General features: G+C 64.4%; 20 protein-coding genes. 9 read left to right on the top strand and 11 right to left on the bottom strand.

The features are described 5' to 3' along the window. Positions 1–53 precede the first annotated feature (53 nt). Positions 54–1,706 (bottom strand): cyclic peptide export ABC transporter, encoded by a 1,653-nt coding sequence (locus AC1RCO_RS00015; RefSeq protein WP_019094654.1) that lies wholly within the window; start codon positions 1,704–1,706, stop codon positions 54–56. Positions 1,707–1,906: 200 nt separating this feature from the next. Here AC1RCO_RS00015 and AC1RCO_RS00020 point away from each other — a divergent pair, with 200 nt between their 5' ends. Next, positions 1,907–2,770, top strand: coding sequence for a formyltransferase family protein (locus AC1RCO_RS00020; protein WP_019094655.1), 864 nt, complete (start codon positions 1,907–1,909; stop codon positions 2,768–2,770). Positions 2,771–2,824: 54 nt separating this feature from the next. Here AC1RCO_RS00020 and pvdO read toward each other — a convergent pair whose 3' ends face one another. Genes pvdO through pvdM form a run of 3 tightly spaced genes read right to left on the bottom strand, consistent with a single transcriptional unit; the run spans position 2,825 to position 6,456 of the window. Continuing rightward, a complete protein-coding gene (pvdO, locus tag AC1RCO_RS00025; RefSeq protein WP_410036914.1) occupies positions 2,825–3,718 on the bottom strand; it encodes a dihydropyoverdine dehydrogenase in 894 nt (297 codons plus the stop codon). A 47-nt stretch (positions 3,719–3,765) separates the two neighbouring features. Then, positions 3,766–5,061 (bottom strand): pyoverdine-tailoring periplasmic protein PvdN, encoded by a 1,296-nt coding sequence (gene pvdN, locus AC1RCO_RS00030; RefSeq protein WP_011062369.1) that lies wholly within the window; start codon positions 5,059–5,061, stop codon positions 3,766–3,768. 21 nt (positions 5,062–5,082) lie between these two features. Further along, positions 5,083–6,456: a pyoverdine-tailoring dipeptidase-like protein PvdM gene (pvdM, locus tag AC1RCO_RS00035; RefSeq protein ID WP_492617201.1), complete on the bottom strand. Its 1,374-nt coding sequence runs from the start codon at positions 6,454–6,456 to the stop codon at positions 5,083–5,085. Between the two features lie 207 nt (positions 6,457–6,663). On the opposite strand from pvdM, the gene pvdP reads away from it, so the two are divergent. Beyond that, entirely contained in the window at positions 6,664–8,292 is a 1,629-nt protein-coding gene (gene pvdP / locus AC1RCO_RS00040; RefSeq protein WP_015636417.1) for a pyoverdine maturation tyrosinase PvdP, read from the top strand. Positions 8,293–8,302: 10 nt separating this feature from the next. On the opposite strand, the gene AC1RCO_RS00045 is transcribed toward pvdP, so the two are convergent. From AC1RCO_RS00045 to AC1RCO_RS00065, 5 genes are all read right to left on the bottom strand, one after another. Continuing rightward, positions 8,303–8,740, bottom strand: coding sequence for an SMI1/KNR4 family protein (locus AC1RCO_RS00045; protein ID WP_404673954.1), 438 nt, complete (start codon positions 8,738–8,740; stop codon positions 8,303–8,305). A gap of 18 nt (positions 8,741–8,758) precedes the next feature. Then, entirely contained in the window at positions 8,759–9,058 is a 300-nt protein-coding gene (locus AC1RCO_RS00050; RefSeq protein WP_210483512.1) for a DUF3349 domain-containing protein, read from the bottom strand. Positions 9,059–9,158: 100 nt separating this feature from the next. Next, entirely contained in the window at positions 9,159–10,550 is a 1,392-nt protein-coding gene (locus AC1RCO_RS00055) for an efflux transporter outer membrane subunit (RefSeq protein WP_492617202.1), read from the bottom strand. Positions 10,551–10,557: 7 nt separating this feature from the next. Further along, positions 10,558–12,531 (bottom strand): MacB family efflux pump subunit, encoded by a 1,974-nt coding sequence (locus AC1RCO_RS00060; protein ID WP_315869296.1) that lies wholly within the window; start codon positions 12,529–12,531, stop codon positions 10,558–10,560. After that, positions 12,532–13,704: an efflux RND transporter periplasmic adaptor subunit gene (locus AC1RCO_RS00065; protein ID WP_015636412.1), complete on the bottom strand. Its 1,173-nt coding sequence runs from the start codon at positions 13,702–13,704 to the stop codon at positions 12,532–12,534. 326 nt (positions 13,705–14,030) lie between these two features. Here AC1RCO_RS00065 and AC1RCO_RS00070 point away from each other — a divergent pair, with 326 nt between their 5' ends. The 5 genes from AC1RCO_RS00070 (at position 14,031) to AC1RCO_RS00090 (ending at position 21,009) form a co-directional block, all read left to right on the top strand. Beyond that, complete coding sequence (locus tag AC1RCO_RS00070; protein ID WP_026020154.1) at positions 14,031–14,513, top strand: sigma-70 family RNA polymerase sigma factor; 483 nt, start codon at positions 14,031–14,033, stop codon at positions 14,511–14,513. Positions 14,514–14,662: 149 nt separating this feature from the next. Then, positions 14,663–16,000 carry a lysine N(6)-hydroxylase/L-ornithine N(5)-oxygenase family protein gene (locus AC1RCO_RS00075; protein ID WP_011062360.1) on the top strand — a complete coding sequence of 446 codons (1,338 nt, stop codon included), beginning with the start codon at positions 14,663–14,665 and terminating at the stop codon, positions 15,998–16,000. Between the two features lie 548 nt (positions 16,001–16,548). Then, a complete protein-coding gene (gene mgtA, locus AC1RCO_RS00080; protein WP_019094664.1) occupies positions 16,549–19,314 on the top strand; it encodes a magnesium-translocating P-type ATPase in 2,766 nt (921 codons plus the stop codon). Positions 19,315–19,518: 204 nt separating this feature from the next. Continuing rightward, the gene (locus AC1RCO_RS00085) at positions 19,519–20,235 is read left to right on the top strand and encodes an MgtC/SapB family protein (RefSeq protein WP_015636409.1); all 717 of its coding nucleotides are present in this window, start codon (positions 19,519–19,521) and stop codon (positions 20,233–20,235) included. Between the two features lie 327 nt (positions 20,236–20,562). After that, positions 20,563–21,009: an ANTAR domain-containing protein gene (locus tag AC1RCO_RS00090; RefSeq protein WP_065363180.1), complete on the top strand. Its 447-nt coding sequence runs from the start codon at positions 20,563–20,565 to the stop codon at positions 21,007–21,009. A 76-nt stretch (positions 21,010–21,085) separates the two neighbouring features. Here the strand turns inward: AC1RCO_RS00090 and dkgB are convergent, their stop codons facing one another. Further along, the gene (dkgB, locus tag AC1RCO_RS00095) at positions 21,086–21,889 is read right to left on the bottom strand and encodes a 2,5-didehydrogluconate reductase DkgB (RefSeq protein ID WP_065363181.1); all 804 of its coding nucleotides are present in this window, start codon (positions 21,887–21,889) and stop codon (positions 21,086–21,088) included. 221 nt (positions 21,890–22,110) lie between these two features. Beyond that, positions 22,111–23,019 (bottom strand): LysR substrate-binding domain-containing protein, encoded by a 909-nt coding sequence (locus AC1RCO_RS00100; RefSeq protein WP_026020155.1) that lies wholly within the window; start codon positions 23,017–23,019, stop codon positions 22,111–22,113. 97 nt (positions 23,020–23,116) lie between these two features. On the opposite strand from AC1RCO_RS00100, the gene AC1RCO_RS00105 reads away from it, so the two are divergent. Beyond that, positions 23,117–23,992, top strand: a complete 876-nt coding sequence (locus AC1RCO_RS00105; protein WP_011062355.1) for a pirin family protein — start codon at positions 23,117–23,119, stop codon at positions 23,990–23,992. A gap of 146 nt (positions 23,993–24,138) precedes the next feature. Next, positions 24,139–24,765, top strand: coding sequence for an isochorismate family cysteine hydrolase YcaC (gene ycaC / locus AC1RCO_RS00110; protein ID WP_011062354.1), 627 nt, complete (start codon positions 24,139–24,141; stop codon positions 24,763–24,765). Positions 24,766–24,831 lie beyond the last annotated feature (66 nt).

The raw sequence follows: 24,831 nt of genomic DNA on the forward strand, positions 1-24,831 counted from the left end.
TTAATTCTCAGTTCTGTCTGTATGACGCATCAGCTGCCATAAACCGGAAACAATCACGCCGGTTGCAGTTCAGTCAGGACTCGTCCGGCCTTCATGCGCACCAACTGGTCGGCAATGTCGAAGTAGCGATCGTCGTGGCTGATCACGATGATGGTCTTGCCCAGGCGCTTGAGATCGGGCAGCAGCTCGGTGTAGAAAATCCGCCGGAAGGCCGGGTCCTGGTCGGCGGCCCATTCGTCGAACACCAGCACCGGGCGCTCTTCCAGCCAGGCATTGACCAGGGCCAGGCGCTTGCGCTGGCCGGTGGACAGGTCGGTGGTGGTGAAGGCGCCATCCTTGACGCTGACCTTGTGGGCGATTTCCAGGCGGTTCAGGTACTGGGTGGCGACGTCCAGCGACTTGCCGGCATTGCCCTGGACCAGGTCGTCGAACAGGTAGTAGTCGGCAAATACCGTGGTGAACAGCTGCCGGTAGTCATCCCGGGCCCGGTCGGTCACCGCTTCGCCATTGAGACGGATCTCCCCGGACTGGGGCTGGTACAGGCCCAGCAACAGCTTGATCAGGGTGGTCTTGCCGCAGCCGTTCTCGCCGACGATGAAGACGATGTCGCCCTGCTTGATGTTCAGGTTGATCGGGCCCAGGTGGAACGGTTCGCTGCCTTCCACCGGCGGCGGGCTGTAGCGCACCTCGCGCAGTTCCAGGCTGTGCACCACCGCTTGCGGCGCTTCGCTGTCGTCCATCAGCAGGTGCGGCTCGGGAGAAGAGAAGCGTTCGGACAGTTCGCTGATCCGGGCGAAGGCGATCTTGGCCTTGCCGACGATGGGCAGGTAGCCGACCACGTGTTCCAGCGGGCCCTTCATGTACAGCAGCACCAGCACGAAACCGGTGATCACCGCGGGGTCCGGGTTCGGGTAGTAGGCCTGCATGGCCAGGGCCAGGCCGATGACCACGAAGAACAGCATCGAGCCGAAGCTCTTGGCCAGGATGTAGATGTTCACCGAGCGCACCTGGATATCGCTGATGCGATCCGCGGTTTTCTGGATGCGCTGGGTATTCATGCGAAAGCGTCGGGGCCGGTGGATACGCAGTTCCTTGGCACCGGAGGCGATTGCGTTGTAGTAGCGCTGCAGCTCGTCCTCATGGTCGCGAGCCTCATCGAAGCCCTTGATGCCCTTGCCGCCGGCCACCAGCTGCACACTGGTGCCGATGATGATGGCCACCACCATCATCAGGAACATCGGCACCGAGAGGTACGCCAGGTAGCCCAGGCAGCCCAGGGTGACGGTGGTGGCGATGGCCAGGGGAGTGAAGGCGAAAGAGAAGTCGCTGATGGTGTCGACGTCGTGGGTCAGTACCGGGATCAGGCGGTGGGAGCGATAGCGCTCGATCTGGGTGATGGGCGCCGAGAGTACTTTTTCACCCAGGTCCTTGCGCAGGGCGGCAATGATCCGTTGTCCCACATAGTTGGTGCCGATGTCCGAGACGATGGAACTGATCAGGGCCAGCACGCACAGGGCGGCGAAAGTCAGGACCACGCCCTGGGTCATGCCGGTCGCCGAGTGCAGGGCGTTGTTGATGGTGGCCAGCAACAGGGTGATGGCCAGGCCGCCGGCCATGCCCAGGGCAACGGAGATCACCACGATGGTGCGAAAGGGCCTGAGCAATGCGAGCAGACCGTTGAAGGCGCCGCGCTTGGGGTCGGTCATAAGTACTTCCCAGAGAGTGGATAGAGGGTCGTAGCACGCAGACCCTTACCCCTGACAAACGAAGCGCCGACGCCAGTATTTAGCTCGGCATGCCAGCCCGGCGGGCACTGCGGATAAATTGCCCTGCCTGTGGTTCGTTCTTGTTCTGTGGGCGCACGTGTATCGACGCAGTGCCTGAACCATTGAGCGAGAGCGAGCAAATGACAAAGAAGAATCTGGTGTATGTCTGGTCCCTGCGAAATGCCGCCGCCGACAAGGCCGGGCAGGCGGTGGCTTACAAGGACCACGAGCGCTACATGAAATCGGTGCTGGAATTTCTGGTCCAGACGCTGAACCAGACGCCCCTGGGCGAGGCCTATGAACTGGTGGGCGTGGTCTACGACGATGACGAGCAGTCGCCACGGGACCAGCAGTTGGTCAGTGACTACGGCTTTGCCTACCAGCCGGGCCGCCAGTGGCTGTACCCGGCGGACCTGGAAGTGCAGGGCAAGCGGGTCAACGACTTGCTGCTGAGCGTGCCGTCCACCTATCGCCGCCATCCCCGCGGCAGTGCCGAACACATCGCCGGCAAGCAGGATTTCGAACGCCGCCTGCACGACACTCTGGTGGAGCTCAAAGCCGATATCGTGGTGCTCGATGGCCTGCTGGTGATCCTCGATGAACTGGTGCGCCCGGGAGCGCCTTTCGCCCGGCGGATCATGAACATCCACCCGGGCATCACCCGCATCGAATCGCCCTATGAGCGTCGCGGGGCCTATGCCACCTGGAATGCCCTGTACGGCGCCCGTGGGCAGAAAGTAGTGGATTGGGCGACGAAGGAAACCGAGCCGACCGCGCCGCTATACCTGACCGGGGCGTCGTTCCACTACGTGGACAACGGTATCGACTCCGGCGAGGTGCTGCATGACGTGCTCAACACCGAAATCGGCCCCGAGGACACCATCCTCGAACTGCGTTGGAACAACTTCAACAACAGCCTGTTCCCGGCCTTGCGCCAGGGCCTGTGGCTGATGCTGGAGAACCTTCGCCAGGCTCAGGCCGGCAAGGCCCGGGACGTCGCCTGATACTGCCAGTGGCCCGGTGCGGTTGTTGCCCCGGGCCGCTGTTCATCGGGGTGTCTACTTGTGGCTGGCGCCGGGCTGTTCCAGCTCACGCACGACCCGGAAGCTCAGCCAGTCCCCGCGCACTTCGCGCTTGCGGCTGTTGCGGTTGCCCGAACGCGAGAATACCGGTGCCTCGCCCCAGTCGTTGCCGCGAATCTGGGCATCCAGGCACACCCCTTCCGACTCTTCCATCCAGGCCCGGCCATCGGCAGGCGCGCCCACGTAGTCGGGGTGCCAGCAGTCGGCGACCCATTCATAGACGTTGCCGTGCATGTCATACATGCCGAAGGCATTGGGCGGATAGCTGCCCACCGGGGCGGTGAAACTGAAGCCGTCCTTGGGGCCGTAGGTGTTGGCGTGCTTGGTGATCTGGTACTGGCCTTCTTCATCGAAAGGGAAGGGGAAGGAACCGGTGCTGCCGGCGCGTGCGGCGTATTCGCGTTCCGCCTCGCTGACCATCCGGTAGTGCTTGCCGGTTTTCTTCGACAGCCACTGGGTATAGGCCTGCACGTCGGCGTAGTCGACGCAGACCGCCGGCTGGCGCGGCCCCTGTTCATAGCGTGGTTTGCTGGCCTGGCACAGGCGGCCGGGGCGGTCGTCGCCGTCCTTGATCACGGTACCGGTTTCGCGGATGTAGGCATCAAGCTCGGCGGCAGTGACATGGAAGCGGCTCATGGCGAAGGCGTTCTTGAAGGTCACGGTGTGCTGCGGGCCTTCATCGGGCTCGCGGCCCACTTCGTCTTCCGGGGTACCCATGACAAAGCTGCCGGCCGGCAGGACCACCATTTCCGGGCAGTTCTTGCAGTCCTTGAACACGCTGCCGGGCTTGGGCGGTTCTACCGCGTGTGCGTTGAGGCTGATCAGGCAACCGGCCAGGGCGGCCAAGGAGGAATAGGCGATGGGTTTCATCAGTCAATAGCCTTGTGCAATGTGAGTTCAGGGGGCGTGGCAACGGCTCAGGCGGTCTTGCTGCTGCGCAGGCGCTTGCCCAGCAGGTCCATGGTCCGGTCGATATCCGCCTCGCTGTTGAGCAGGCCGGGGGCCATGCGCACTACCGGCCCGGCATCGCGGTCCACCGCGTCCACCAGGATGCGGTTCTCGATCAGCCAGGCGGCGGTGGCGTCGGTGTCCAGGTTCTGGCCGCGGAAGAAGGTGAAGCCGGCGGAGTGCTCCGGGCTCAGGGGCGTGACCAGTTCGATGCCCGGGTGCTCCTGCAGGCGCTGCTTGAGGTAGCTGTTGAGTTCATGGATGCGCGACTGGATGTTGGCCTTGCCCAGCTGCATGTGCAGGTCGAAAGCCTGGTCCACAGCCCAGCGGTGCTCGAAGCTGTGGTAGCCACCGGGGGTCATGGTGGTGGCGAAGTTCTGGTTTTCGGAGAAGGTCGCCACCATCGGCGTCAGGTGTTCGAGTTGTTCCGAACGTGAGCAGAAGATCCCGGTGCCGCGCGGGCCGAACATCCATTTGTGGGTGCCGGCGACGAAGAAGTCGCAGTTCAGGTCGGCAAAGGTGATGTCCTCCACCCCCAGCCCGTGCACACCATCGACGCAGTAGAGAATCCGCTCGTGCTCATCGCGATTGCGGTTGTGCTGGTCCACCAGCTTGCCGATCTCGCCGATCGGCAGTTTCACGCCGCTGCCCGACTGCACCCAGGTCATGCCCAGTACGCGGGTGTTGGCGCGGATGTTGCGGTCGATGTTGCCCAGCACTTCGTCGGTGGACATCCGGTGGGGCGACTTGAACAGTTCGATGGTGCGCACCTGGGTGCCGTCGCGCTGGGTGCGGTACTTCAGCGCGTTGCGGGTCGAGTAGTGCTCGTGAACCGTGGTCAGGATCTCCTGTCCGGGGCGCACGTGGATGCCGCCATACATCAGGGCCAGGCCTTCGGTGGTGCTGCCGGTCAGGGCCACCTGGCCGGGCTTGATCTGCAGGTAGCGGCCGACACTTTCGCGCACCTGGGCCTCGCGCTTCCAGGTGTACTGGGTGTCGTAGTCCATGGCCATGGCCGGGTTGCGGTCGAGCACTGCGCGGTATTTTTCGATGGCCTCGCGCACCGGCCTCGGGTGCGAGGTGATGAGGAAATTGGCCAGGTGCACGTAGTCCGGGTCGAGGTCGAACAACTGGCGCAATTGGGTCCACTGCGAAGCACTGGCGGTGGCACTGTCGGCCCGGGCCTGGCTGATGGCGAGGTTGCCCAGGGGCAGGGCGGCGGCCAACAGGCCTGCTTGTTTGAGGAATGTCCGACGGTTGGTCACAGGAAGGCTCGTGGTCATGGGTTAGCCGGCGATGGCGGGTTGAGGGGCGGGTTTTGCAGGCTTGGCCAGTTTCTGCACCTGTTCCCAGACGCGCAGATAGTTCTCGCCCCAGAGCTTGGCGATCTCGATATCGCTGTAGCCACGCTGGATCAGCTCGGCGGTGACGTTGCGGTTGTCCGCCACGCTCATCCAGCCATTGACGCCACCGCCCTCGTTGAAGTCCGAGCTGATGCCGACGTGGTCGATGCCGACTTTCTTCACCGTGTAATCGATGGCGTCGACATAGTCCTTGAGGCTGGCCTTGGGTTCCTCATCGAGGATGCCGTACAGGGAGCTGGCGTATTCGCCAAAGCGCTGTTCCGGCCAGATGGTGATCACGGCGTCGCCGGGCATCAGTGCGTTCTCCAGGCTTTGCAGTGGCCCGAGGTCGAAGCGCTTGCGCAAGGCATTGAGCTTGTCCAGGGTCGGCTGGCTGAGGGGGCGCAGGTAGGTGGAGAAGCCCACGACCTGGATCACCCCGCCGGTGGCCTTGATCTGTTGCATTTCCTGGTCGCTGAGGTTGCGCGGGATATCCACCAGCGCCCTGGGGGCGGAGTGGGAAGCCACCACCGGTGCCCGGGTCAGGCTCGCAACGTCGTCCAGGGCCTTGCTCGACATCTGCGAGACGTCGATCACCACCCCCAGGTCATTGAGCCGCTGCACCGCCTGCTTGCCGACGGGCGAGAGGCCGCCGAGGGCGTCCCGGGTGTCATTGAAGAAGGGCAGCGGGCGCGACGAGTCGGCCCAGTCGTTGTTACCCACATAGCTGAAGCCGAACAGGCGCATGCCCCGTGCGGCCCACTGGTCCAGCTGGTCCAGGTCGTCGCCCATGGCGTAGGCATTGAGCAGGCTGATCACCACCGCCACCTTGCCTTCGGAGGCAATGCGGCGCAGGTCGGCGGGGGTGTAGGCGATGGCGGCCTGGTTGGGGAAGTCACGCACCATGCCCTGGATGATCCGGTAACGGGTCTCGCGCTGGTGGCGGGCTTCCTCGACGAAGCCAGCGGTGGGGCGGTGCGGCGCGTTGGCGCCGTTCCACATTTCCGGCCAGGCCAGGATGCTCAGGGCGGCGCCGGACATGCGGCCGCGACCGGCCTTGACCAGATCGAACTGGCGAGAGGTGTCCTTGTCCGCTTCGCTGCCTTCGGTGCCGAAATCCAGGGGCACGGTGATGTGGCTGTCGAAGGAGATGATGCGTTCTTGCAGGTCGTTGGCGTGCTTGACGATCTCGTTGGGGTAGGACACCCGATCCTTCCAGTAGTAGTGCCAGGCCGCGCCGGCACCGACGCCGAGGGCGGCGATGATAAGTATCAGCAGGCTCAGATAGAGGGTTTTCTTACCAGATATTTTGATCATTGCTATCCCAGTCGCAGGCGGGCTGATGACGGGGTCGGGCCCTGGGGTTCAGTGCTGCCGGGTCCGACCTTTTGTGCACATCTATCCGCGATAAACGAGCTGGCCGAGAGCAAATTTAGCGTCGCGGCAATCGCTGGCCGGTAAATTTCCCTGCAAATCCAACGTTCTAGCTAGATGCGTGACGCGCCACTGGATAAAGGTAGAGCGATGAGGTTTTCGAGAAGAGGATTTTTGACCGGTCTGGCGGTAACGGGAGCGGCTATCCCTGTGGCGTTCTACACCCAGAAGGAGTTGCTGCGTCAGGATGTTCGCCGCAAGGAAGAGCAGGAGATCACCCCCGGGGAAGCCAAGCTGGAGGTGGCCCTGGACCCTGGCGTGCGCCTTGCCGATCACCTGCGGGGCATCTGGGATATCGAGTTTCTCGACGCCAACGGACCGCAATCCCTGCCTCGTAAAGGTTGTGAGTTGTTACTGGATGCCGGCCCCACCGGGCGCGGCTTGCGTGGCCTCCTGGGGCGTGCGCAGAGCCTGCGAGGCGACGGCCCGGTGGAGTTCATGGTGCAGGGCGACCTGGCGTCGGTGGACGCCGCCAGGTTGCGCTGGCGCTTGTTTGCCGGTGGCCGCATCGCCGGTGCCCCCAGCCATGAATGCCAGGTGGTGCTCGATGAGGTCTGGGCCAGTTGGGGCAATGCCGGCAGCGGCACCCTCAGTGGCAGCCTGCAGTCGCTGCAGGCGTCGCCACTGGCGCCGGTATCCGCGGCGCGTTTTGTGGCGCGCAAGCGAGTCTTTCCTGCCGCCCGGGACCAGAGCGGGCTGAGCCCCGCCTTGCTGGCGTGGCTGGTATCGCCGCAGCACCGCCTGTTCCATCAGCTCTGGCACGCTTCGCGGGACCGTTGGCACACCCTGCCCAAGGACAAGCGCAACAGCCTGCGGGGGCTCGGCTGGCAGCCGGGCCCGGTCAAGCATGAACGTGACGCCCGTGGGCGGCGCAAGCACCGCAATGCCTCGGGCATCGATTTTCTGTTCATGCACCGGCACATGTTGCTGCACGCCCGCTCGTTGCAGCCGGACCTGGTGTCCTGGCAGCAGTTGCCGCAGCCCTGTGCCCGTCTTGAGCAGGACCGGCAGGCCTTTATCCGCTATTACGAAAACCACGACGGCTGTTCGGTGCCACCGGCCTGGGTGGCCGACGATGATGAAGAGTTCACCCAATGGCTGCACGGGCTGAAAAGTGATGCGGCGTTCTATGGCAACTTCCAGGTCTGGGAGTCGCAGTACCAGGACCCCGAGTACCTCAGCCGCCTGACCCTGGGCCAGTTCGGGTCCGAGGTCGAGCTGGGCCTGCACGACTGGCTGCACATGCGCTGGGCGGATGTCGCCCGCGATCCTTCCAACGGCATGCCGGTGATGGAAGCGCGCCTGTCCTCGGACTTCGCCGGGCGCTGGTACCAGCCGCAGAATGACTTTCTCGGCGATCCCTTCTCGTCCCACGTGCACCCCATGTTCTGGAAATTCCATGGCTGGATCGATGACCGGATCGACGACTGGTTCCGGGCCCACGAGCGCTACCACCCCGGCGAAGTGTTGCGCCGTGAGGTCAATGGCGTGCCCTGGTTCGCCCCCGGGCGTTGGGTCGAGATCGACGACCCGTGGCTGGGGGCCTCGACCCATGGCTGCGGCCCCCTGGGCAATGCCCCGGGAGAAATGTCCCTGGAGATGGATCAGGAGGTCATGAAGCTGGCCTTGCGCATCGCCCTGAGCCGCGACGAAGAGGTGCCGGACCTGCTCAAGCGGGCGCCGCGCCGGCCCTGGTATGCCCAGCACTTGAAGCTCTGAGGCGGGGGATTCAGTTGCTCAGAGCCACTTCGGCGAGGAAGCTCAAGAGCCCGTTGTATCGGCTGGTTTGCCATTGCCCGCAGCTGTGGTCGAAAAACTCGACCGGCGCCAGGCAGTGCCGGCTCTCGATCCTGAACCCGTAGAAGTCACCACAACCGTTCTCTGAAAACAGCAGGTGACGGCCGGTGATGGCCGGGTGCGCCCGGTTGATCTGCACCAGGTGGAAATCACTGCTGCTGTCCAGTGAGTAGAGCATGGCCAGGGCAAAGTAGCCGCCGCCGCACTCCTTGAGGAACCAGGTGTAGTCGGCTGGCAGTTGCAGCCCCAAGGCCTGCTGCGCCTCCAGGATTTGGGTTTGGCTGGCAAGGCGGTCCGACGGCAGTTCGAACCAGATCGGATGGCTGCGCTTGCGCTCGTCCAGCAGTTGCTTGAAGTCCTCGACGTTCATTGTTTGCTCCTTGCGCAGTCAGTCGTCCGTCAGGATGGCCCGGGCGCCGTGCCGCTCCAGTAGCGCCTGCAACGCTTGCAGCTCTGCGGCGGGCGGCGGCTGGCCGGTCACGGCGGCGTAGAGGTCGTTGAGAATGAGGTCCGCGTCCCTGTGGGTGAGCTGCGCCATCAACTGTGCCAGATTGCGGTCGCACAAGTGCGGGTACAGCAGCACCAGAAGGCGCTTGTAGTCGCGGTTGTCGAGCCCGTTGGGGTAGACCTTGCGCAGCAGGGCCAGCAGGTCTGCCAGTGGGTCGTGCGGCACATTTTCGAGGGACATGGGGTTCTGTTGGCGGTGGGGCGGGAGGGGATTCTAAGCGATTTCACGCTCGACCGCTGCGCCGGGCGCGGGAGTGAACGGGCCGGCCACTCCCGCCGTGTCAGTGGCTCCAGCCGCCCCCCAGGGCCTTGTACAGGGCAATGCTCGACTGCAGGCGCGACAGCCGCAGTTGCACGTTCTGGTCCTGGGCGGTGTACAGGGTGCGCTGGGTTTCCAGGACGGTCAGCAGGTCTTCGGCGCCGGCCTGATAGCGGCTCTGGGCGATCTCGAAGGCGCGCTGCGCCTGGTTCAGCTCTTCGCTCTGCCACTGGCGCTGCTGGTCCAGTCCGCGAATGCTATTGAGGGCTTTTTCCACATCGGCAAAACCATTGATGATCGCCCCGCGATAAGTCTCCAGCAGCTCTTGCTGGCGCGCTGTGGCCCTGTCCCGTTCGGCGCTCAGGCGCCCGTTGTTGAAGATCGGCGCCGCCAGCCCGGAGGTGAGGTTGTAGAAGGGATTGCGCAAGACATTGCCCAGCTTGTCGGCGTTCGAACCCAGGTTGGCGGTCAGGGTCAGGGTCGGCAGCATTGCCGCCCGCGCCACTTTGACATCGGCCTGGGCCGCCGCCAGCCGGGCCTCGGCACCGGCGATATCGGGACGGCGGGTCAGCAGTTCGCTGGGCACCCCGGCATCGATGGTCGGCCAGTTCAATTGGGCAAAGGGCTGGTCGTTCAGTTTCAGGCTCTGTACCGGCCGGCCCAGCAGGGTGGCGAGGGTGATCTGCGCCTCTTCGGCCTGCTGTTGTACCAGGGGCACCTGGCGTTGCTGGGCGGCCACCAGGCTTTTCTGCTGGGCCAGTTCCAGGGCGGTGGCCGAGCCGGAGTCATAGCGGGTCTGCACCAGTTGCAACACCTTCTGCGCATTGGCCAGGTTGAGTTCGGCGATACGGCTCTGTTCGCGCAGGGACAGGACCTGGGCATAGCTGTTGGCCACGCCGCTGAGCAGGGTCAGCTCAACGGTGGCCTGGTCGAACTCGCTGGCCTGGACCCCGAGCAGGGCGCTGTCGTAGGCGGCGCGGCGGCCGCCCCAGAAGTCGACTTCATAGGTGGCGCTCAGGCCCGTGTCGAACGAGTTCGTGACCTTGCTGTTGCTGCTGGAATCGAGCTGGCTGGAGTCGTTGCCCCGCAACTGTTTTCTGCGGCTGGCGTTGAAGGTGCCATTGACGCTGGGCAGCAGCGGTGCCCCGGCGACGATGGCACTGGCCTGGGCCTGGTGGGCCCGGGCCATGGCGGCGGCCAGGTCGTGGCTGCCGGCCCGGGCTTCGGCGATCAGTTGGTCCAGCTCCGGGCTGCCGAAACGGGTCCACCAGCGCAGGTCTTGCTGCCGGTCGCCCTGGCTGGCGGGAGAGTGCCAGGACGCCGGTGCTTGCAGGCCGCTTTCCGGGCGCGGCGCCGGGCTGCTGCAGGCCGCCAGCAAGACGCTGGCGGCCAGGAGGGTCAGGTGCACTTTCATAGATCGATCATTCACTGGTAAGGGCCGTGACCGGGTCGAGCCGGGCAGCTTTGCGGGCCGGCATGAAGCCGAAGATGACGCCGGTGACCAGGGCGCAGGCGAAGGCGCCGAGCACTGCGGCCAGGGAGAAGGCCACCGCCACCTCGCTGAGAATCAGGATGCCACCGATGATCAGGGCCACGCCGATGCCGGCCAGGCCGCCGACCACCGAAAGCATCACTGCTTCAGTGAGGAACTGGCGCAGGATGTCGCGCTGGCGGGCACCGGTGGCCATGCGGATACCGATTTCCCGGGTGCGTTCGCGCACGGTCATGAGCATGATGTTCATCACCCCGATGCCGCCCACCAGCAGCGAGATCGCGGCGATGGCGCCGAGCATCAGCGACAGGGTGTTCTGGGTCCGGGCCTCGGCCTGGATCATCGCGGCGTTGTTGGTCAGTTCGAAATCGCGCTTGCCGCCGTGCATGCGCAGCATCAGTTCATCGATCTCCTGTTCGGTCTGCTTGACCCGGCTGGCATCGGCGGCGGCGATCGCCACGTATTGCGGGTTGTGGTCGCCGAACAGGCGGATGCTGGCGGCGGAGTAGGGCACGGCGATGCGGTCGTCACTGTCGCTGTCGCCGGAGCTGGCGCCTTTTTCCGAGAGTACGCCGACCACCTGGAACGGCACGTTTTCGATGAGGATGTACTGGCCGATGGGGTTGGCCACGTCCTTGAGGAGCTTTTCCCGGACCTTGTGGCCAATCACCGCCACTGCCGCCGCCGAGCGTTCGTCGGCCTCGCTGAAGTAGCTGCCCTGGGCCACGGGCCAGTTGAAGATTTCCGGGAAGTTGGTGTCGTTGCCGCCCACGTAGCTCATGTAGTCGGCGTTGCCGAAACGCACCCCGGCCTTGGCGCCGTTGACCGCCATGATCCGTTTCACCTGGGGCAGGTTGGCCAGGGCGGCGACGTCATCCAGGGTGACGATGCCTTCCGGGGTGCGCGGGTTGGGCGAGTAGCCGCTCAGGTAAATGATGTTCGAGCCAAACGCCCCCATCTGCGCCATCACCTGGCGCTTGCTGCCTTCGCCCACCGCCAGCATCACCACCACCGAGGCCACGCCGATGATGATCCCCAGCAGGGTCAGGGCGGTGCGGAAGCGGTTGATCCACATCACCCGCCAGGCGGCCTGTATGGCTTCCAGCAGTTCGCCTTTCCAGGCACCGGTGGGCTCGCTGCCGTCGGCCAGGCGCTGGCGCAGGTCCACGGCTTGCAGGGCGCCGGCGTTGGCGCTCAGTTGTACTGAGGGATCGCTGGTGGCGGTGTCGCTGATGATCTCGCCGTCGCGGATCTCTATGATGCGCTTGGCCCGGGCCGCCACTTCGCGGTCGTGGGTGATGAGGATCACCACGTGGCCCTGGCTGGCCAGTTCGTCCAGCAGGGCCATGACTTCGGCGCCGCTGTGGCTGTCCAGGGCGCCGGTGGGTTCGTCGGCGAGGATGATGTGGCCGCCGTTCATCAGGGCGCGGGCGATGGATACCCGTTGCTGCTGGCCACCGGACAATTGATGCGGGCGGTTGCCGCTGCGGCTGGCCAGGCCCAGGCGGTCCAGCAGGGCGGCGGCGCGGGCGTGGCGTTCGGCGGCCGGGGTGCCGGCGTAGATGGCCGGCATCTCGACGTTTTCCTGGGCCGAGCCGGAAGGGATCAGGTGGTAGCCCTGGAATACGAAGCCGAAGGCCTCGCGGCGCAGCCAGGCCAGTTCGTCGCTGTCCAGGTGAGCCACGTTCTCCCCGGCGAACAGGTACTCGCCCGAGGTCGGGCGATCCAGGCAGCCGAGGATGTTCATCAGCGTCGACTTGCCGGAGCCCGAGGCGCCGACGATGGCGACGAACTCGCCGGCGTGGATCGACAGGTCGATGCCCCGCAGGACATCGACCTGCGGGCTGTCGCCGCCGCCGTAGGATTTGCGGATGTTCCTGAGGTCGATCAGAGGCGTCTGCATTCAACCCCCGCTGCTGTTGGCCGGGCCGATCAGCAGATGATCACCTTCGTTCAAGCCGTCGAGGATCTGGATGCGCAGGCGGTCGCTGATGCCGACCCGGACCTTGCGTTCGTCGATCGAGCCGTTCTTGGCCACTACCCGAGCCATCTGCAGGTCCGGCTCGGTACTGCCGTGCAGGGCGGCGATGGGGGCGGTGAGCACATTTTTTGCCTGATTGGCGACGAAGAACACCTGGGTGGTCATTTCCGCCATCAGGGCGTTGTCGGCGTTGTCCACGTCCAGCAGCACGGTGTAGAGCACCACCCGGCCGCTGCCGCTCTTGCTGGTGCTGTTGGGGCTGCCGCTGCCCTGGCTGGATTCGTTGAGGGGCTTGGGCGGGATCGGCAGGATCTGCCGCACAGTGCTGGTCCAGCGCCGGTTGCCGCCGCTCAGGGTGGTGAAGTAGGCGTGCATGCCGGGTTTGACGTGGCCGATATCGGCTTCCGAGACTTCGGCCCAGACGGTCATGGGCGACAGCTTGGCGATACGCAGGATCAACGGGGTCTGCTGCTGGGCGTTGAGGGTCTGGCCTTCGCGGGCGTCCACCGCGACCACGGTGCCGGACATGGGCGCATAGATGCGCGTGTAGCCCAGTTCGGCCTGGTCGCTGCGCAGGCTGGCCTGGGCCTGGCGGATCTGCGCCTTGTACATGTCGATCCGCGCCTGGGTGGCCTTGAGTTCGGCCTGGGCGGTCTGTACGTCTTCCTCGCGGGTGGCGCCGCCGGCCGCCAGGTTCTGCTGGCGCTGGTACTTCTGCCGGGCCAGCTGGTTCTGGGCGTACTGCTCCTGCAACTGGGCCTGCAGGTTCTCGATGGAGAAACGGCTGGCGTCGAGTTTTGCCTGTTGGGTGGAGGGGTCGATCTCCACCAGCAACTGGCCTTCCTTGACCTGATCACCGGATTCGACGTGGATCTTGCGGATCTGCCCGGACGCCTGGGCGCCCACATCCACGTAGCGTCGTGGCTGCAAGGTGCCCAGGGCGGTGACGCTGCTTTCTATATCGCCGCGGCTCACTTGCACGGTGGTGAACTGGTCACGGCCTGCCGGGATGAACTTCCAGGCAGCGATGGCAACAACGGGGATCACACACAGTGCGGCAAGCAGGGCGCGTCGGGTAGGGCGAGGACGTTTCATGCAGGGTTCCGGCCAGGGGATATCGGCCCGTCACAACGGCCAGCTGCACAAGGGGCAGCCAGGCTTGCGGCTGCCGCAGGAACGGCAGAGACGGGGAGCTGTCAGGTAAACGAGATGCCGGGGGGGGAATTTAACTGCCGACACATGGCGTTACAGCTGTCGGAACACTGAAAATAAACCCACCGCGGTGCTGCGCTACTTTAAATCTATATGAGAATTACTATAAATTACGCCGCTACTAAACAGCCATCACGAATTACCGGGTGCAATCGGCCATGGCCGGACTTGCTCAAGGACAGAACCGCCCCAGTGGGCGCTCGGGAGCCCTGTTGGAAAACTACTATCGCGAGCTGATGTGCTTCCTCAACGCCAAGCTGGGCAATCGCCAGGTGGCCGAGGATGTGGTGCATGACGCTTATGTGCGGGTCCTGGAGCGCTCCAGCGATACCCCCATCGAGCAGCCGCGGGCGTTTCTCTATCGCACGGCCCTGAACCTGGTGATCGACGGCCATCGGCGCAATGCCTTGCGCCAGTCCGAGCCCCTGGAGGTGCTGGACAACGAAGAGCGTTACTTCAACCCTTCGCCGCAGACCAGCCTGGATCACGGCCAGCGCCTGGAAATGCTGCAACGGGCCCTGGCCGAGCTGCCCCGGCTGTGTCGCGAGAGCTTCCTGCTGCGCAAGCTCGAAGGCCTGTCCCACCCGCAGATCGCCGAACAGCTGGGGATTTCCCGCAGCCTGGTGGAGAAACACATCGTCAATGCCATGAAGCATTGCCGGTCGCGCCTGCGCCAGTGGGATGCTCAATAACGCGTTGCCGTTGAGACGTATTTAGTTAAATTTTTTTTCATTGTCCTCGTCCCTACTCAACAGACGATCTGCTGTCCTGCATGGGCCAGTCGGGTCACCGTGACACTTTATCCCCCGCGTTGAGGCGGTTTATCCAGAGGACACTGGAAATGACACAGGCAATTGCATCGGCCCACGTTCACGATTTGATCGGTATCGGTTTCGGCCCCTCGAACCTGGCGCTGGCCATTGCGCTGGAGGAGCGCGGGCAGGAGCACGGTCCGCTGGACGCGTTGTTCCTCGACAAGCAGGCTGACTATCGCTGGCACGGCAACACCCTGGTAACCCAGAGCGAACTGCAGATTTCCTTCCTCAAGGACCTGGTGACCCTGCGCAACCCCACCAGCCCCTATTCCTTCGTCAACTACCTCAAGCACCACGGGCGCCTGGTGGACTTCATCAACCTGGGCACCTTCTATCCATGCCGCATGGAGTTCAACGACTACCTGCGCTGGGTGGCCGGGCATTTCCAGGAACACAGCCGCTACGGCGAAGAAGTGCTGGCCATCGAGCCAGTGCTGCACAACCAGCAGGTCGAGGCGTTGCGGGTGATTTCCCGGGATGCCCAGGGCAGCGAACTGGTGCGCACCACCCGTTCGGTGGTGGTCAGTGCCGGCGGCACGGCGCGGGTTCCGGAAACCTTCAAGGGGCTCAAGGGCGATGCGCGGGTGTTCCACCATTCCCAGTACCTGGAACGCATGGCCAGCCAGCCCTGTGTCAGTGGCAAACCGATGAACATCGCCATCATCGGCGGCGGGCAGAGCGCGGCAGAAGCCTTCATCGACCTCAACGACAGTTTCCCTTCGGTGCAGGCCGACATCATCATGCGCGGTTCGGCGCTCAAGCCGGCGGATGACAGCCCGTTCGTCAACGAAGTGTTCTCCCCGGCCTTCACCGACCTGGTGTTCCAGCAGACCGGCAGTGAGCGCGAGCGCCTGGTCAGCGAATACCAGAACACCAACTACTCGGTGGTGGACATCGACCTGATCGAGCGCATCTACGGGATTTTCTACCGGCAGAAGGTTTCCGGCATCGCGCGCCATACCTTCCGCACCATGACCACGGTGGAGAAGGCCACCGCTACCGACCTGGGCATCGAGCTGATCCTGCGCAACAGTGCCAGCGGCGAGCGCGAAGTACGTCACTACGATGCGGTGGTGCTGGCCACCGGCTACGAGCGGCAGATGCATCGTCAACTGCTGGCGCCGCTGCAGGCCTACCTGGGTGACTTCGAGGTGGACCGCAATTACCGCCTGGTGACCGACGAACGCTGCAAGGCCGGCGTCTACATGCAGGGCTTCAGCCAGGCGAGCCATGGCCTGAGCGACACCTTGCTGTCGGTGCTGCCGATCCGTGCCCAGGAGATTGCCGATTCGCTCTACGAACACGGCAAGAGCCGCGGTCACAGCCGTTCGGTGCGTGACATGCTGCTGGCCACCGCCAGCTGATCGGCGCCACCTCCGTTCTTGCGGACCTCTTCGCCGGCAAGCCGGCTCCTGCCATTCGGGGCTATCCCGGGTGTTTTTTGTAGGAGCCGGCTTGCCGGCGAAGGCATTCCTGAACCTTGGCTGAAGAACTTTTCGATTCCCTCTGCCAGGGTTTCCCTCCGGTTTACTCTGCAAATAGTGCGGCGTAAGCTGCGCGCGTTTTCAATCAGTGGAGGCCCAGTGTGGGTACTTGTTCGAGTGACAGGAGTCGGCCGGTTTCAGTAACCGGCGCAGTCCCGGCAAGATAGCGCGCAGCCTTTTTCCTGCCGCTGTCTCGCCGTCCAGCGAGATGCGGCATCCCGATCGCGAACTTCTGTGGTTCGCTTCCCGACGCCACTTCCTGGCGACTTCTATTTCCCCTTCGACCCGGCCGGCTGCCGTGTCGTGGTGGCATCGACGCGCAGGTCCAGGACCTGCGGATCAGGCATGCATGGAGGATTACCCTCCGGCAACGCCCGATCGTACCTGCCTGCGGTTTTCCCTACGCCGTTGCTGCAGGAGTCATCACCATGAAGCTCACCCTGTTGAAAGAGTTCTTTGCCGGCTTCCTGCGGACCCGGCATTTCGCCCGGCACTTCCGCCGCCTGGCACTGCTGGAAAGTTTCAGCGATGCCAGCGTCAGCCGCGACGTGCCGCCGACCCTGGCGCAAACCCTGGTGGCCGCGGCCAACAGCGACGCCGCGCAACTGCTCGACCGGCTCGGCAGCCACACCGACGGCCTGAGCACCGAGGAGGCCGATGCCCTGCGTGAGCGTCACGGCCTCAACGAGGTCGAGCACGAGCAGGCGCTGCCCTGGTGGACCCACCTGTGGCACTGCTACAAGAACCCATTCAACCTGCTGCTGACCCTGCTGGCGGTGATTTCCTGGCTGACCGAAGACATGAAGGCGGCCACGGTGATCTTCTCCATGGTGGTGCTCTCGACCCTGCTGCGCTTCTGGCAGGAGGCCAAGTCGAACAAGGCCGCCGATGCCCTCAAGGCCATGGTCAGCAACACCGCCACGGTCATGCGCCCAGGGTCGGCGCCCCAGGCCGCGCCGATGCTCGGCCGCCTGCTGGGGGCCGCCGCCGAGGTCAAGGGCGCTCAGCGCATCGAGTTGCCGATCAAGCAACTGGTGCCCGGCGACCTGATCGTGCTCTCGGCCGGCGACATGATTCCCGCCGACTGCCGGGTGCTCAGCGCCAAGGACTTGTTCGTCAGCCAGGCGGCCATGACCGGCGAATCCATGCCGGTGGAGAAATTCCCCCGCCAGCAGGACGCCGACACCAGCAACCCCCTGGACCTGGACAACATCCTGTTCATGGGCACCAACGTGGTCTCCGGTTCCGCCACGGCAGTGATCCTGACCACCGGCAACAGCACTTATTTCGGCGCTCTGGCCCAGCGTGTCAGCGCCACCGACCGCGCGCCCACCTCGTTCCAGAGCGGGGTCAACAAGGTCAGCTGGCTGCTGATCCGCTTCATGTTCGTCATGGCGCCCCTGGTGCTGTTCATCAACGGCTTCACCAAGGGCGACTGGATGGAGGCGCTGCTGTTCGCCCTGTCGATTGCCGTCGGCCTGACCCCGGAAATGCTGCCGATGATCGTCACCTCGACCCTGGCCAAGGGCGCGGTGTTCCTGTCGCGCAAGAAGGTCATCGTCAAGCGCCTGGACGCGATCCAGAACTTCGGCGCCATGGACGTGCTGTGCACCGACAAGACCGGCACCCTGACCCAGGACAAGATCTTCCTGGCGCGACACGTGGACGTCTGGGGCGAGGATTCCGACGACGTGCTGGAAATGGCCTACCTCAACAGCTACTACCAGACCGGGCTGAAGAACCTGCTGGACGTGGCGGTACTGGAGCACGTCGAGGTGCACCGCGAGCTCAAGGTCGGCACGGCATTCCAGAAGGTCGATGAAATCCCCTTCGATTTCACCCGTCGGCGCATGTCGGTAGTGGTGGCGGAACAGGACCGGCCGCACCTGCTGATCTGCAAGGGGGCGGTGGAGGAAGTGCTGGCGGTGTGCCGCAACGTACGCCATGGCGAAGCCGAGGAAGCCCTGACCGAGAGCCTGCTGGCGCGGATCCGCCAGGTGACCGCCGACCTCAACGAAGAGGGGCTGCGGGTGGTGGCGGTGGCCGCGCGGCCGATGATCGACGGGCGCGATACCTACAGCCTGGCGGACGAGTGCGAGCTGACCCTGATCGGCTACGTGGCATTCCTCGACCCGCCCAAGGAAAGTACCGCGCCGGCCCTCAAGGCCCTGGCCGAACATGGCGTGGCGGTGAAAGTGCTGACCGGTGACAACGAACTGGTGACGGCGAAGATCTGCCGCGAAGTGGGCCTGGAGCAGCAGGGCCTGCTGATGGGCAACGACATCGAGCGCATGAGCGACGAGCAACTGGCCCAGGCGGTGGAAACCACCAACGTGTTCGCCAAGCTGACCCCGACCCACAAGGAGCGCATTGTCCGCCTGCTCAAGGCCAACGGCCACGTGGTGGGCTTCATGGGCGACGGCATCAACGACGCCCCGGCGTTGCGCACCGCCGACATCGGCATTTCCGTGGACAGCGCGGTGGACATCGCCAAGGAAGCGGCGGACATCATCCTCCTGGAAAAGAGCCTGATGGTGCTGGAGGAGGGCGTGCTGGAAGGGCGCCGGACGTTCGCCAACATGCTCAAGTACATCAAGATGACCGCCAGCTCGAACTTCGGCAACGTGTTCTCGGTGCTGGTGGCCAGTGCCTTCATTCCGTTCCTGCCGATGCTGCCGATGCACCTGCTGGTGCAGAACCTGCTGTACGACATTTCCCAGATCGCCATTCCCTTCGATAACGTCGATGAGGAAATGCTGAAAAAGCCCCAGCGTTGGCAGCCGGCGGATGTGGGGCGGTTCATGCTGTTCTTCGGGCCTATCAGCTCGATCTTCGACATCACCACCTTTGCCCTGATGTGGTACGTGTTCGACGCCAATACCCCGGACCACCAGACCCTGTTCCAGTCCGGCTGGTTCGTGGTGGGGCTGCTGACCCAGACCCTGATCGTGCACATGATCCGCACGCCGAAGATTCCGTTTTTGCAGAGCCGCGCGGCCATGCCGTTGATGGTGATGACCGGCGTCATCATGGCGGTGGGGATCTTCCTGCCGATGGGCCCGCTGGCGCACTACTTCAAGCTGCAGGCGCTGCCGTCGCTGTACTTCGTGTTCCTGCCGCTGATCCTGCTGGCCTACATGGCCCTGACCCAGGCGGTGAAGGGCTTCTACGTGCGGCGCTTCGGCTGGCAGTAATGCTGCCCTGTAGGAGCCAGCTCGCTGGCGAAGGCTTTCTTGCCAGCGAAAGCTCCCCGGCGGGCTAAGGCGTCCTTACGGGCCTCTTCGCTGGCATGCCAGCTCCTACGGTCAGCCGTGCATCACGGCAGGCCATGAGACGTTCATGGACCGCTGCTAGAGTCCTCTGGTGCCATTCATGCCCTTCGCTCAAGGACAGTCGCCATGCAAGCCCTGCACAACATCAACCTGGACTCGCTGATCGATACCCTGGTCAGCCTCAGCGCCGCCTTTATCCTCGGGGGCCTGATCGGCTTCGAACGCCAGTACCGCCAGCGCACCGCGGGTTTGCGCACCAATGTGCTGGTGGCGGTGGGGGCCGCGATCTTCGTCGACATGGCCAACCGCCTGGGGGGCGCCGAAGGGGCGGTGCGGGTGGTGGCCTACGTGGTCTCCGGCATCGGCTTTCTCGGCGCCGGGGTGATCATGCGCGAGGAGGGTAATGTCCGTGGGCTGAATACCGCCGCCACCCTCTGGGCCTCGGCTGCGGTGGGGGCCTGCGCCGGTGCCGACCTGATCCTCGAGGCACTGCTGGGCACCCTGTTCGTGCTGGCCGCCAATACCCTGCTGCGGCCCATCGTCAACAACATCAACCGCCAGCCCCTGGACGTGGTGTCCGCCGAGGTCACCAATATCGTCTACGTGATCGCCCACCGTTCGAAGCAGAAGGCAGTGTTCGCCCTGCTGGAAGCGGAGCTGGCGCGCTGCAACTACCCCGCCAGCGACGTTGATGTGCACGCCTTCGGTACGGAGGATGTGGAGATCGAGGCGACCCTGGCGACCACCTCGGTGGACGGTGACGAACTGGATGCGCTGGTGGCCCGGCTGTCCACATCGCCCTGGGTGCAGCAGGCGTTCTGGAGCCCGAGCACCACCGAATGAGCATTTTTCGCCTCCGCCAGGGGAGGCATGAGATACGGCTCGGCTTCTCTCGGAAGGGGCTTACCGGACAACAAGACTTTTCCGCGGGCTGGCCCCTGCTAAAAACCGTGGCCGGTGGTTATGGTAGGGCACGGTTGCACAGCGGGGCTGGAGGACGCGCCGCGAGCGCCAGGCGGCCGGGGTAGAGCGCCGTCCGCCGGGGCGCCCTCGGCAGCGACTTTCAGGTTGTTCCTAGAGCCAACCTCCACGCACTGGCTTAGCCTTCCAGCGGCCCGGGAGTAGGGCCGGTATTCGCAGTGCCGAAGTCTTGTCAGCAGGATCAGAAAAATGTCCAACAGAGCATTGCGCATATTGATTGCCGATGATCAGCACTTTCGTCGCATGCAGATCGAAAGAGCCCTGAATCAACTGAACTATTACCGAGTGGCCCCGGTGCACAGGCTGGAGGAACTGCTGACGCTGGTGGAGTATTCCTGCGAGTCGTTCGACCTGCTGATCATCAACGCCAACCTGGCTGTCCGCAGCGATTTCGACCTGCTGGCTTTCTGCCTGGACCACCCGCATATCGAGCAAGCCCTGATCTACGGCAGCCAGCATCTTGCCGCCACTTCCGGCAGCCGGCGGTGCAAGGTGCATGTCAGCCCGGCCGAATGGCCGGACAGCGCGGCGATCAAGCGCCTGATGCTGTGGGTGGACCCGCCATTGCCCGATGCCGCCGGGCCTTCCCGGCAGCGGCTGGCGCAATTGCATGGCCATTGGGGCAGCCCGAACTGACCGAGGTTTGCGCACCCCACGCCAAACGGCATCCCCAGGGATGCCGTTTGGCGTTTTTGTCAGCGCCGTTCGCGCTTCAGTCCCATTGCGGGGCAATGCCTGCCGGGCTGGTCAGGCGTTGGCCGCGCTCCAGGCCGGCGATGCTCTCAAGCTCCGCGCGGCTCAGGGTCAAGGCGCAGGCTGCGAGGTTGCCTTGCAGGTTGGCCCGGCGGGTGGAGGAGGGGATCACCGCATAGCCCGACTGCATGGCCCAGGCCAGCACCACCTGGGCCGGGGTGGCCTGGCGTGCCTGGGCGATCTGCAGGATCAGTGGGTCCTTGAGCACTTCGCCATAGGCCAGGGTCATGTAGGAGGTGATGTGAATGCCCTGGCTGCGGGCGAATTCCACCACCTTGCGGTTCTGCAGGTAGGGGTGCAATTCCACCTGGTGGCTGGCGATCTGCTCGGCCCCGACGGCATCAATGGCTTGCTGCAGCAAGGCATTGCTGAAGTTGGACACGCCGATCTGCCGGGTCAGGCCCTGGGTCTTGGCTTCCAGCAGGGCCTGCATGAACTCCGCCACCGGCACCTGGTTGTCTGGCGAGGGCCAGTGGATCAGGGTCAGGTCCAGGTAATCGGTGCGCAGCTTGTGCAGGCTTTCCTTGAGGCTGGGGATCAGGCGCTCCCGGGACAGGTTGGCGATCCAGATCTTGCTGGTGATGAACAGCTGGTCGCGGGGAATGCCGCTGGCGGCCACCGCGGCGCCGACATCGGCTTCGTTGTCGTAGATCTGCGCGGTATCGATGGCGCGATAGCCCAGTTCCAGGGCGCTGCTCAGGGAATCGATGAGCACCTGGCCCTGAAGGCGGAAGGTGCCGAGGCCAAAGGCGGGTACAGACATGGGTCACTCCGGGCATTGCAGTGGGATTGGCCGGCAGTATCCGTACCTGCGTCGCTGCGAAAAACCGCCGCCGGCACAAAGGAATATTGCCCCGCGTTCACGAATCCACCTGCCCCTGTAGGAACCCGCTTGCCGGCGAATCGTGCAACCCAGGCACGAACCCCACAGGGAGGCTGCCCAACCGCCACCGCCTGGCCGCTCCAGGCGCTTGCTTCTGAGCCTCAGGCCATGTCGCTGTGGCTGAATTCCTCCCCGAGAAAGTCGATCAGGCTGCGTACCGAAGGCAGCAGCCCTCGGCGCGAGGGGAAGATCGCATGCACGATGCCGCACCTTGGCGCCCAGTCGGGCACCAGTTCCAGCAGTCGCCCGGCTTCCAGGTCTTCACGCACCACCACCTTGGGCAGGTGGGCGATGCCGATGCCCGCCAGCACTGCATGGCGCAGCGCCAGCAGGTCGTCGGTGACCATCCGCGGTCGGTGGCGGATCAGTGCCTCGGCGCCGTCCGGGCCCAGCAATTGCCATTGATATTCACGTTGCGCCGCACCCCAGTGCACGCTCGGCAAACCGCTGAGGTCGGCCGGTGTTGCCGGGCCCGACAGGCGCTGGAGAAAATCCGGGTGGCCCACCAGGCACTGGGTGCTGTTGCCCAGCACCTTCATCACCAGGTCGGTGTTTTCCAGGGGCGGGAAGCGCACCCGCAGGGCGATGTCGAAGCCCTCGTGGATCAGGTCGACCCGGCGGTTGGTGCTCTCGATGAACAGTTCCACCAGGGGGTACTTGAGCATGAAGCGGGTAAGCATCGGCCCCACCCAGGAATTGAGCAGGGCCGTGGGGCAAGCCACGCGTACCAGCCCCTGGGGTTCGGAGCGGTTGCGTTCTATGACTTCCGCCGCGCCCTCGGCTTCCACCCGCATGGCCAGGCAGCGCTGGTAGTACTCCTGGCCGATCTCGGTCAGCGAACAGTGGCGGCTGGTGCGATGGATCAGGCGCACTCCAAGGCGTTCCTCCAACTGGGAAATCCGTCGGCTGAGCTTGGACTTGGGCATGTCCAGGGCCCGTCCCGCGGCGGCAAAGCCACGGTGCTCCACCACCTGGGTGAAGTAGTAGAGGGTGTTCAGATCTTCCAAGATCGTTCTCCAAATAGAACGCTAAGGGTGATTTTTGCAGTCTAGCGCGGCAAAGGTCTGAGTTTTAAGGTGTGTCCATCAGATAGTTCTGGAGGACGACATGAAAAACATCATCGGCATCTACACCAGTCCACGGCCCCATTGGGTCGGTGACGGCTTCCCGGTCCGTACCCTGTTTTCCTACGACAACCTGGGCCAGCACATCAGCCCGTTCCTGCTGCTGGATCACGCCGGCCCCGCGCAGTTCAGCCCCACCAGCGCCCGACGCGGCGTCGGCCAGCACCCCCATCGCGGTTTCGAAACCGTAACCATCGTCTATGACGGCGAGGTGGAACACCGGGATTCCACCGGCAGCGGCGGCAAGATCGGCCCTGGCGATGTGCAGTGGATGACCGCGGCCTCGGGGATCCTCCATGAGGAGTTCCATTCCACGGACTTCGCCCGGCGTGGCGGCAACCTGGAAATGGTCCAGTTGTGGGTCAACCTGCCGGCGAAGGACAAGCTCGCGGCGCCCGGTTACCAGACCATCGTTGCGGCGGACATCCCGCAGGTCCCGCTGCCGGGCAATGCCGGCAGCCTGCGCCTGATCGCCGGCGAGTTCGATGGCCACCGGGGCCCCGCACGGACCTTCACCCCGATCGACGTCTGGGACATCCGCCTGCAAGCCGGCAAGCACCTGGACCTGCCCCTGCATTCGGGGCGTAACAGCGCCCTGGTGGTATTGCGCGGCACGGTGCAGGTCAATGGCCAGGAGCTGGTGCGCGAAGGTCAGCTGGCGCTGCTGGAGCGTGACGGCCAGGACATCAGCCTGGAGGCCAACAACGACGCGATCGTGCTGTTGCTCAGCGGCGAGCCCATCGACGAACCCATCGTCGGCCACGGCCCGTTCGTGATGAACAGCGAAGAAGAGATTCATCAGGCCTTCGTCGATTTCCAATCGGGACGCTTCGGCCAGATGGACGCAACCGGTCACTGACCGGTTGCACTGGCGCGGCGGGCATTGGCCACCAGGCTTTGCCAGTCGCGTGCTACTCCCCGACGCCCGCCGTTACCCCGGCGGAGCGTGCCACGGGTTTCATCCAAGCCGGGTCTTCCGGCATCGATCATTAGCGAGGACTTCACATGACCACTGCATACAAGCGTCTGGACAAGGATAACGCCGCCGTTCTGCTGGTAGACCACCAGGCCGGCCTGCTGTCGCTGGTCCGCGATATCGAGCCCGATCGTTTCAAGAACAACGTGCTGGCCCTGGCCGACCTGGCCAAGTACTTCAAGTTGCCGACCATCCTCACCACCAGTTTCGAAACCGGCCCCAACGGCCCGCTGGTGCCGGAGCTCAAGGCGCTGTTCCCCGATGCGCCGTACATCGCCCGCCCGGGCCAGATCAATGCCTGGGACAACGAGGACTTTGTCAAGGCGATCAAGGCTACCGGCAAGAAGCAACTGATCATCGCCGGCGTGGTTACCGAAGTGTGCGTGGCGTTCCCGGCGCTCTCGGCCCTGGAAGAAGGCTTTGAAGTCTTCGTGGTTACCGACGCTTCCGGCACCTTCAATGCCCTGACTCGCGATTCGGCCTGGAACCGCATGTCCAATGCCGGCGCCCAGTTGATGACCTGGTTCGGCCTGGCCTGCGAGCTGCACCGCGACTGGCGCAACGACATCGAAGGCCTGGGCACCCTGTTCTCCAACCACATCCCCGACTACCGCAACCTGATGACCAGCTACAACACCCTGACCCAGGGCCAGTAATCCCTGAGTCGCGGCGGGCCCTGCGCCCGTCGCCCGATCCCGGCCCGGGGCGCACGCCCCGGGCTT

This window comes from Pseudomonas sp. GW823-FHT03E05 (assembly GCF_058796855.1).

Bases quoted from the DNA above. Each gene is read 5' to 3' on its own strand.
- AC1RCO_RS00015 (WP_019094654.1), bottom strand. From the start codon at position 1,706: ATGACCGACCCCAAGCGCGGCGCCTTCAACGGTCTGCTCGCATTGCTC.
- AC1RCO_RS00020 (WP_019094655.1), top strand. From the start codon at position 1,907: ATGACAAAGAAGAATCTGGTGTATGTCTGGTCCCTGCGAAATGCCGCC.
- pvdO (WP_410036914.1), bottom strand. From the start codon at position 3,718: ATGAAACCCATCGCCTATTCCTCCTTGGCCGCCCTGGCCGGTTGCCTG.
- pvdM (WP_492617201.1), bottom strand. From the start codon at position 6,456: ATGATCAAAATATCTGGTAAGAAAACCCTCTATCTGAGCCTGCTGATA.
- pvdP (WP_015636417.1), top strand. From the start codon at position 6,664: ATGAGGTTTTCGAGAAGAGGATTTTTGACCGGTCTGGCGGTAACGGGA.
- AC1RCO_RS00045 (WP_404673954.1), bottom strand. From the start codon at position 8,740: ATGAACGTCGAGGACTTCAAGCAACTGCTGGACGAGCGCAAGCGCAGC.
- AC1RCO_RS00050 (WP_210483512.1), bottom strand. From the start codon at position 9,058: ATGTCCCTCGAAAATGTGCCGCACGACCCACTGGCAGACCTGCTGGCC.
- AC1RCO_RS00055 (WP_492617202.1), bottom strand. From the start codon at position 10,550: ATGAAAGTGCACCTGACCCTCCTGGCCGCCAGCGTCTTGCTGGCGGCC.
- AC1RCO_RS00060 (WP_315869296.1), bottom strand. From the start codon at position 12,531: ATGCAGACGCCTCTGATCGACCTCAGGAACATCCGCAAATCCTACGGC.
- AC1RCO_RS00065 (WP_015636412.1), bottom strand. From the start codon at position 13,704: ATGAAACGTCCTCGCCCTACCCGACGCGCCCTGCTTGCCGCACTGTGT.
- AC1RCO_RS00075 (WP_011062360.1), top strand. From the start codon at position 14,663: ATGACACAGGCAATTGCATCGGCCCACGTTCACGATTTGATCGGTATC.
- mgtA (WP_019094664.1), top strand. From the start codon at position 16,549: ATGAAGCTCACCCTGTTGAAAGAGTTCTTTGCCGGCTTCCTGCGGACC.
- AC1RCO_RS00085 (WP_015636409.1), top strand. From the start codon at position 19,519: ATGCAAGCCCTGCACAACATCAACCTGGACTCGCTGATCGATACCCTG.
- AC1RCO_RS00090 (WP_065363180.1), top strand. From the start codon at position 20,563: ATGTCCAACAGAGCATTGCGCATATTGATTGCCGATGATCAGCACTTT.
- dkgB (WP_065363181.1), bottom strand. From the start codon at position 21,889: ATGTCTGTACCCGCCTTTGGCCTCGGCACCTTCCGCCTTCAGGGCCAG.
- AC1RCO_RS00105 (WP_011062355.1), top strand. From the start codon at position 23,117: ATGAAAAACATCATCGGCATCTACACCAGTCCACGGCCCCATTGGGTC.
- ycaC (WP_011062354.1), top strand. From the start codon at position 24,139: ATGACCACTGCATACAAGCGTCTGGACAAGGATAACGCCGCCGTTCTG.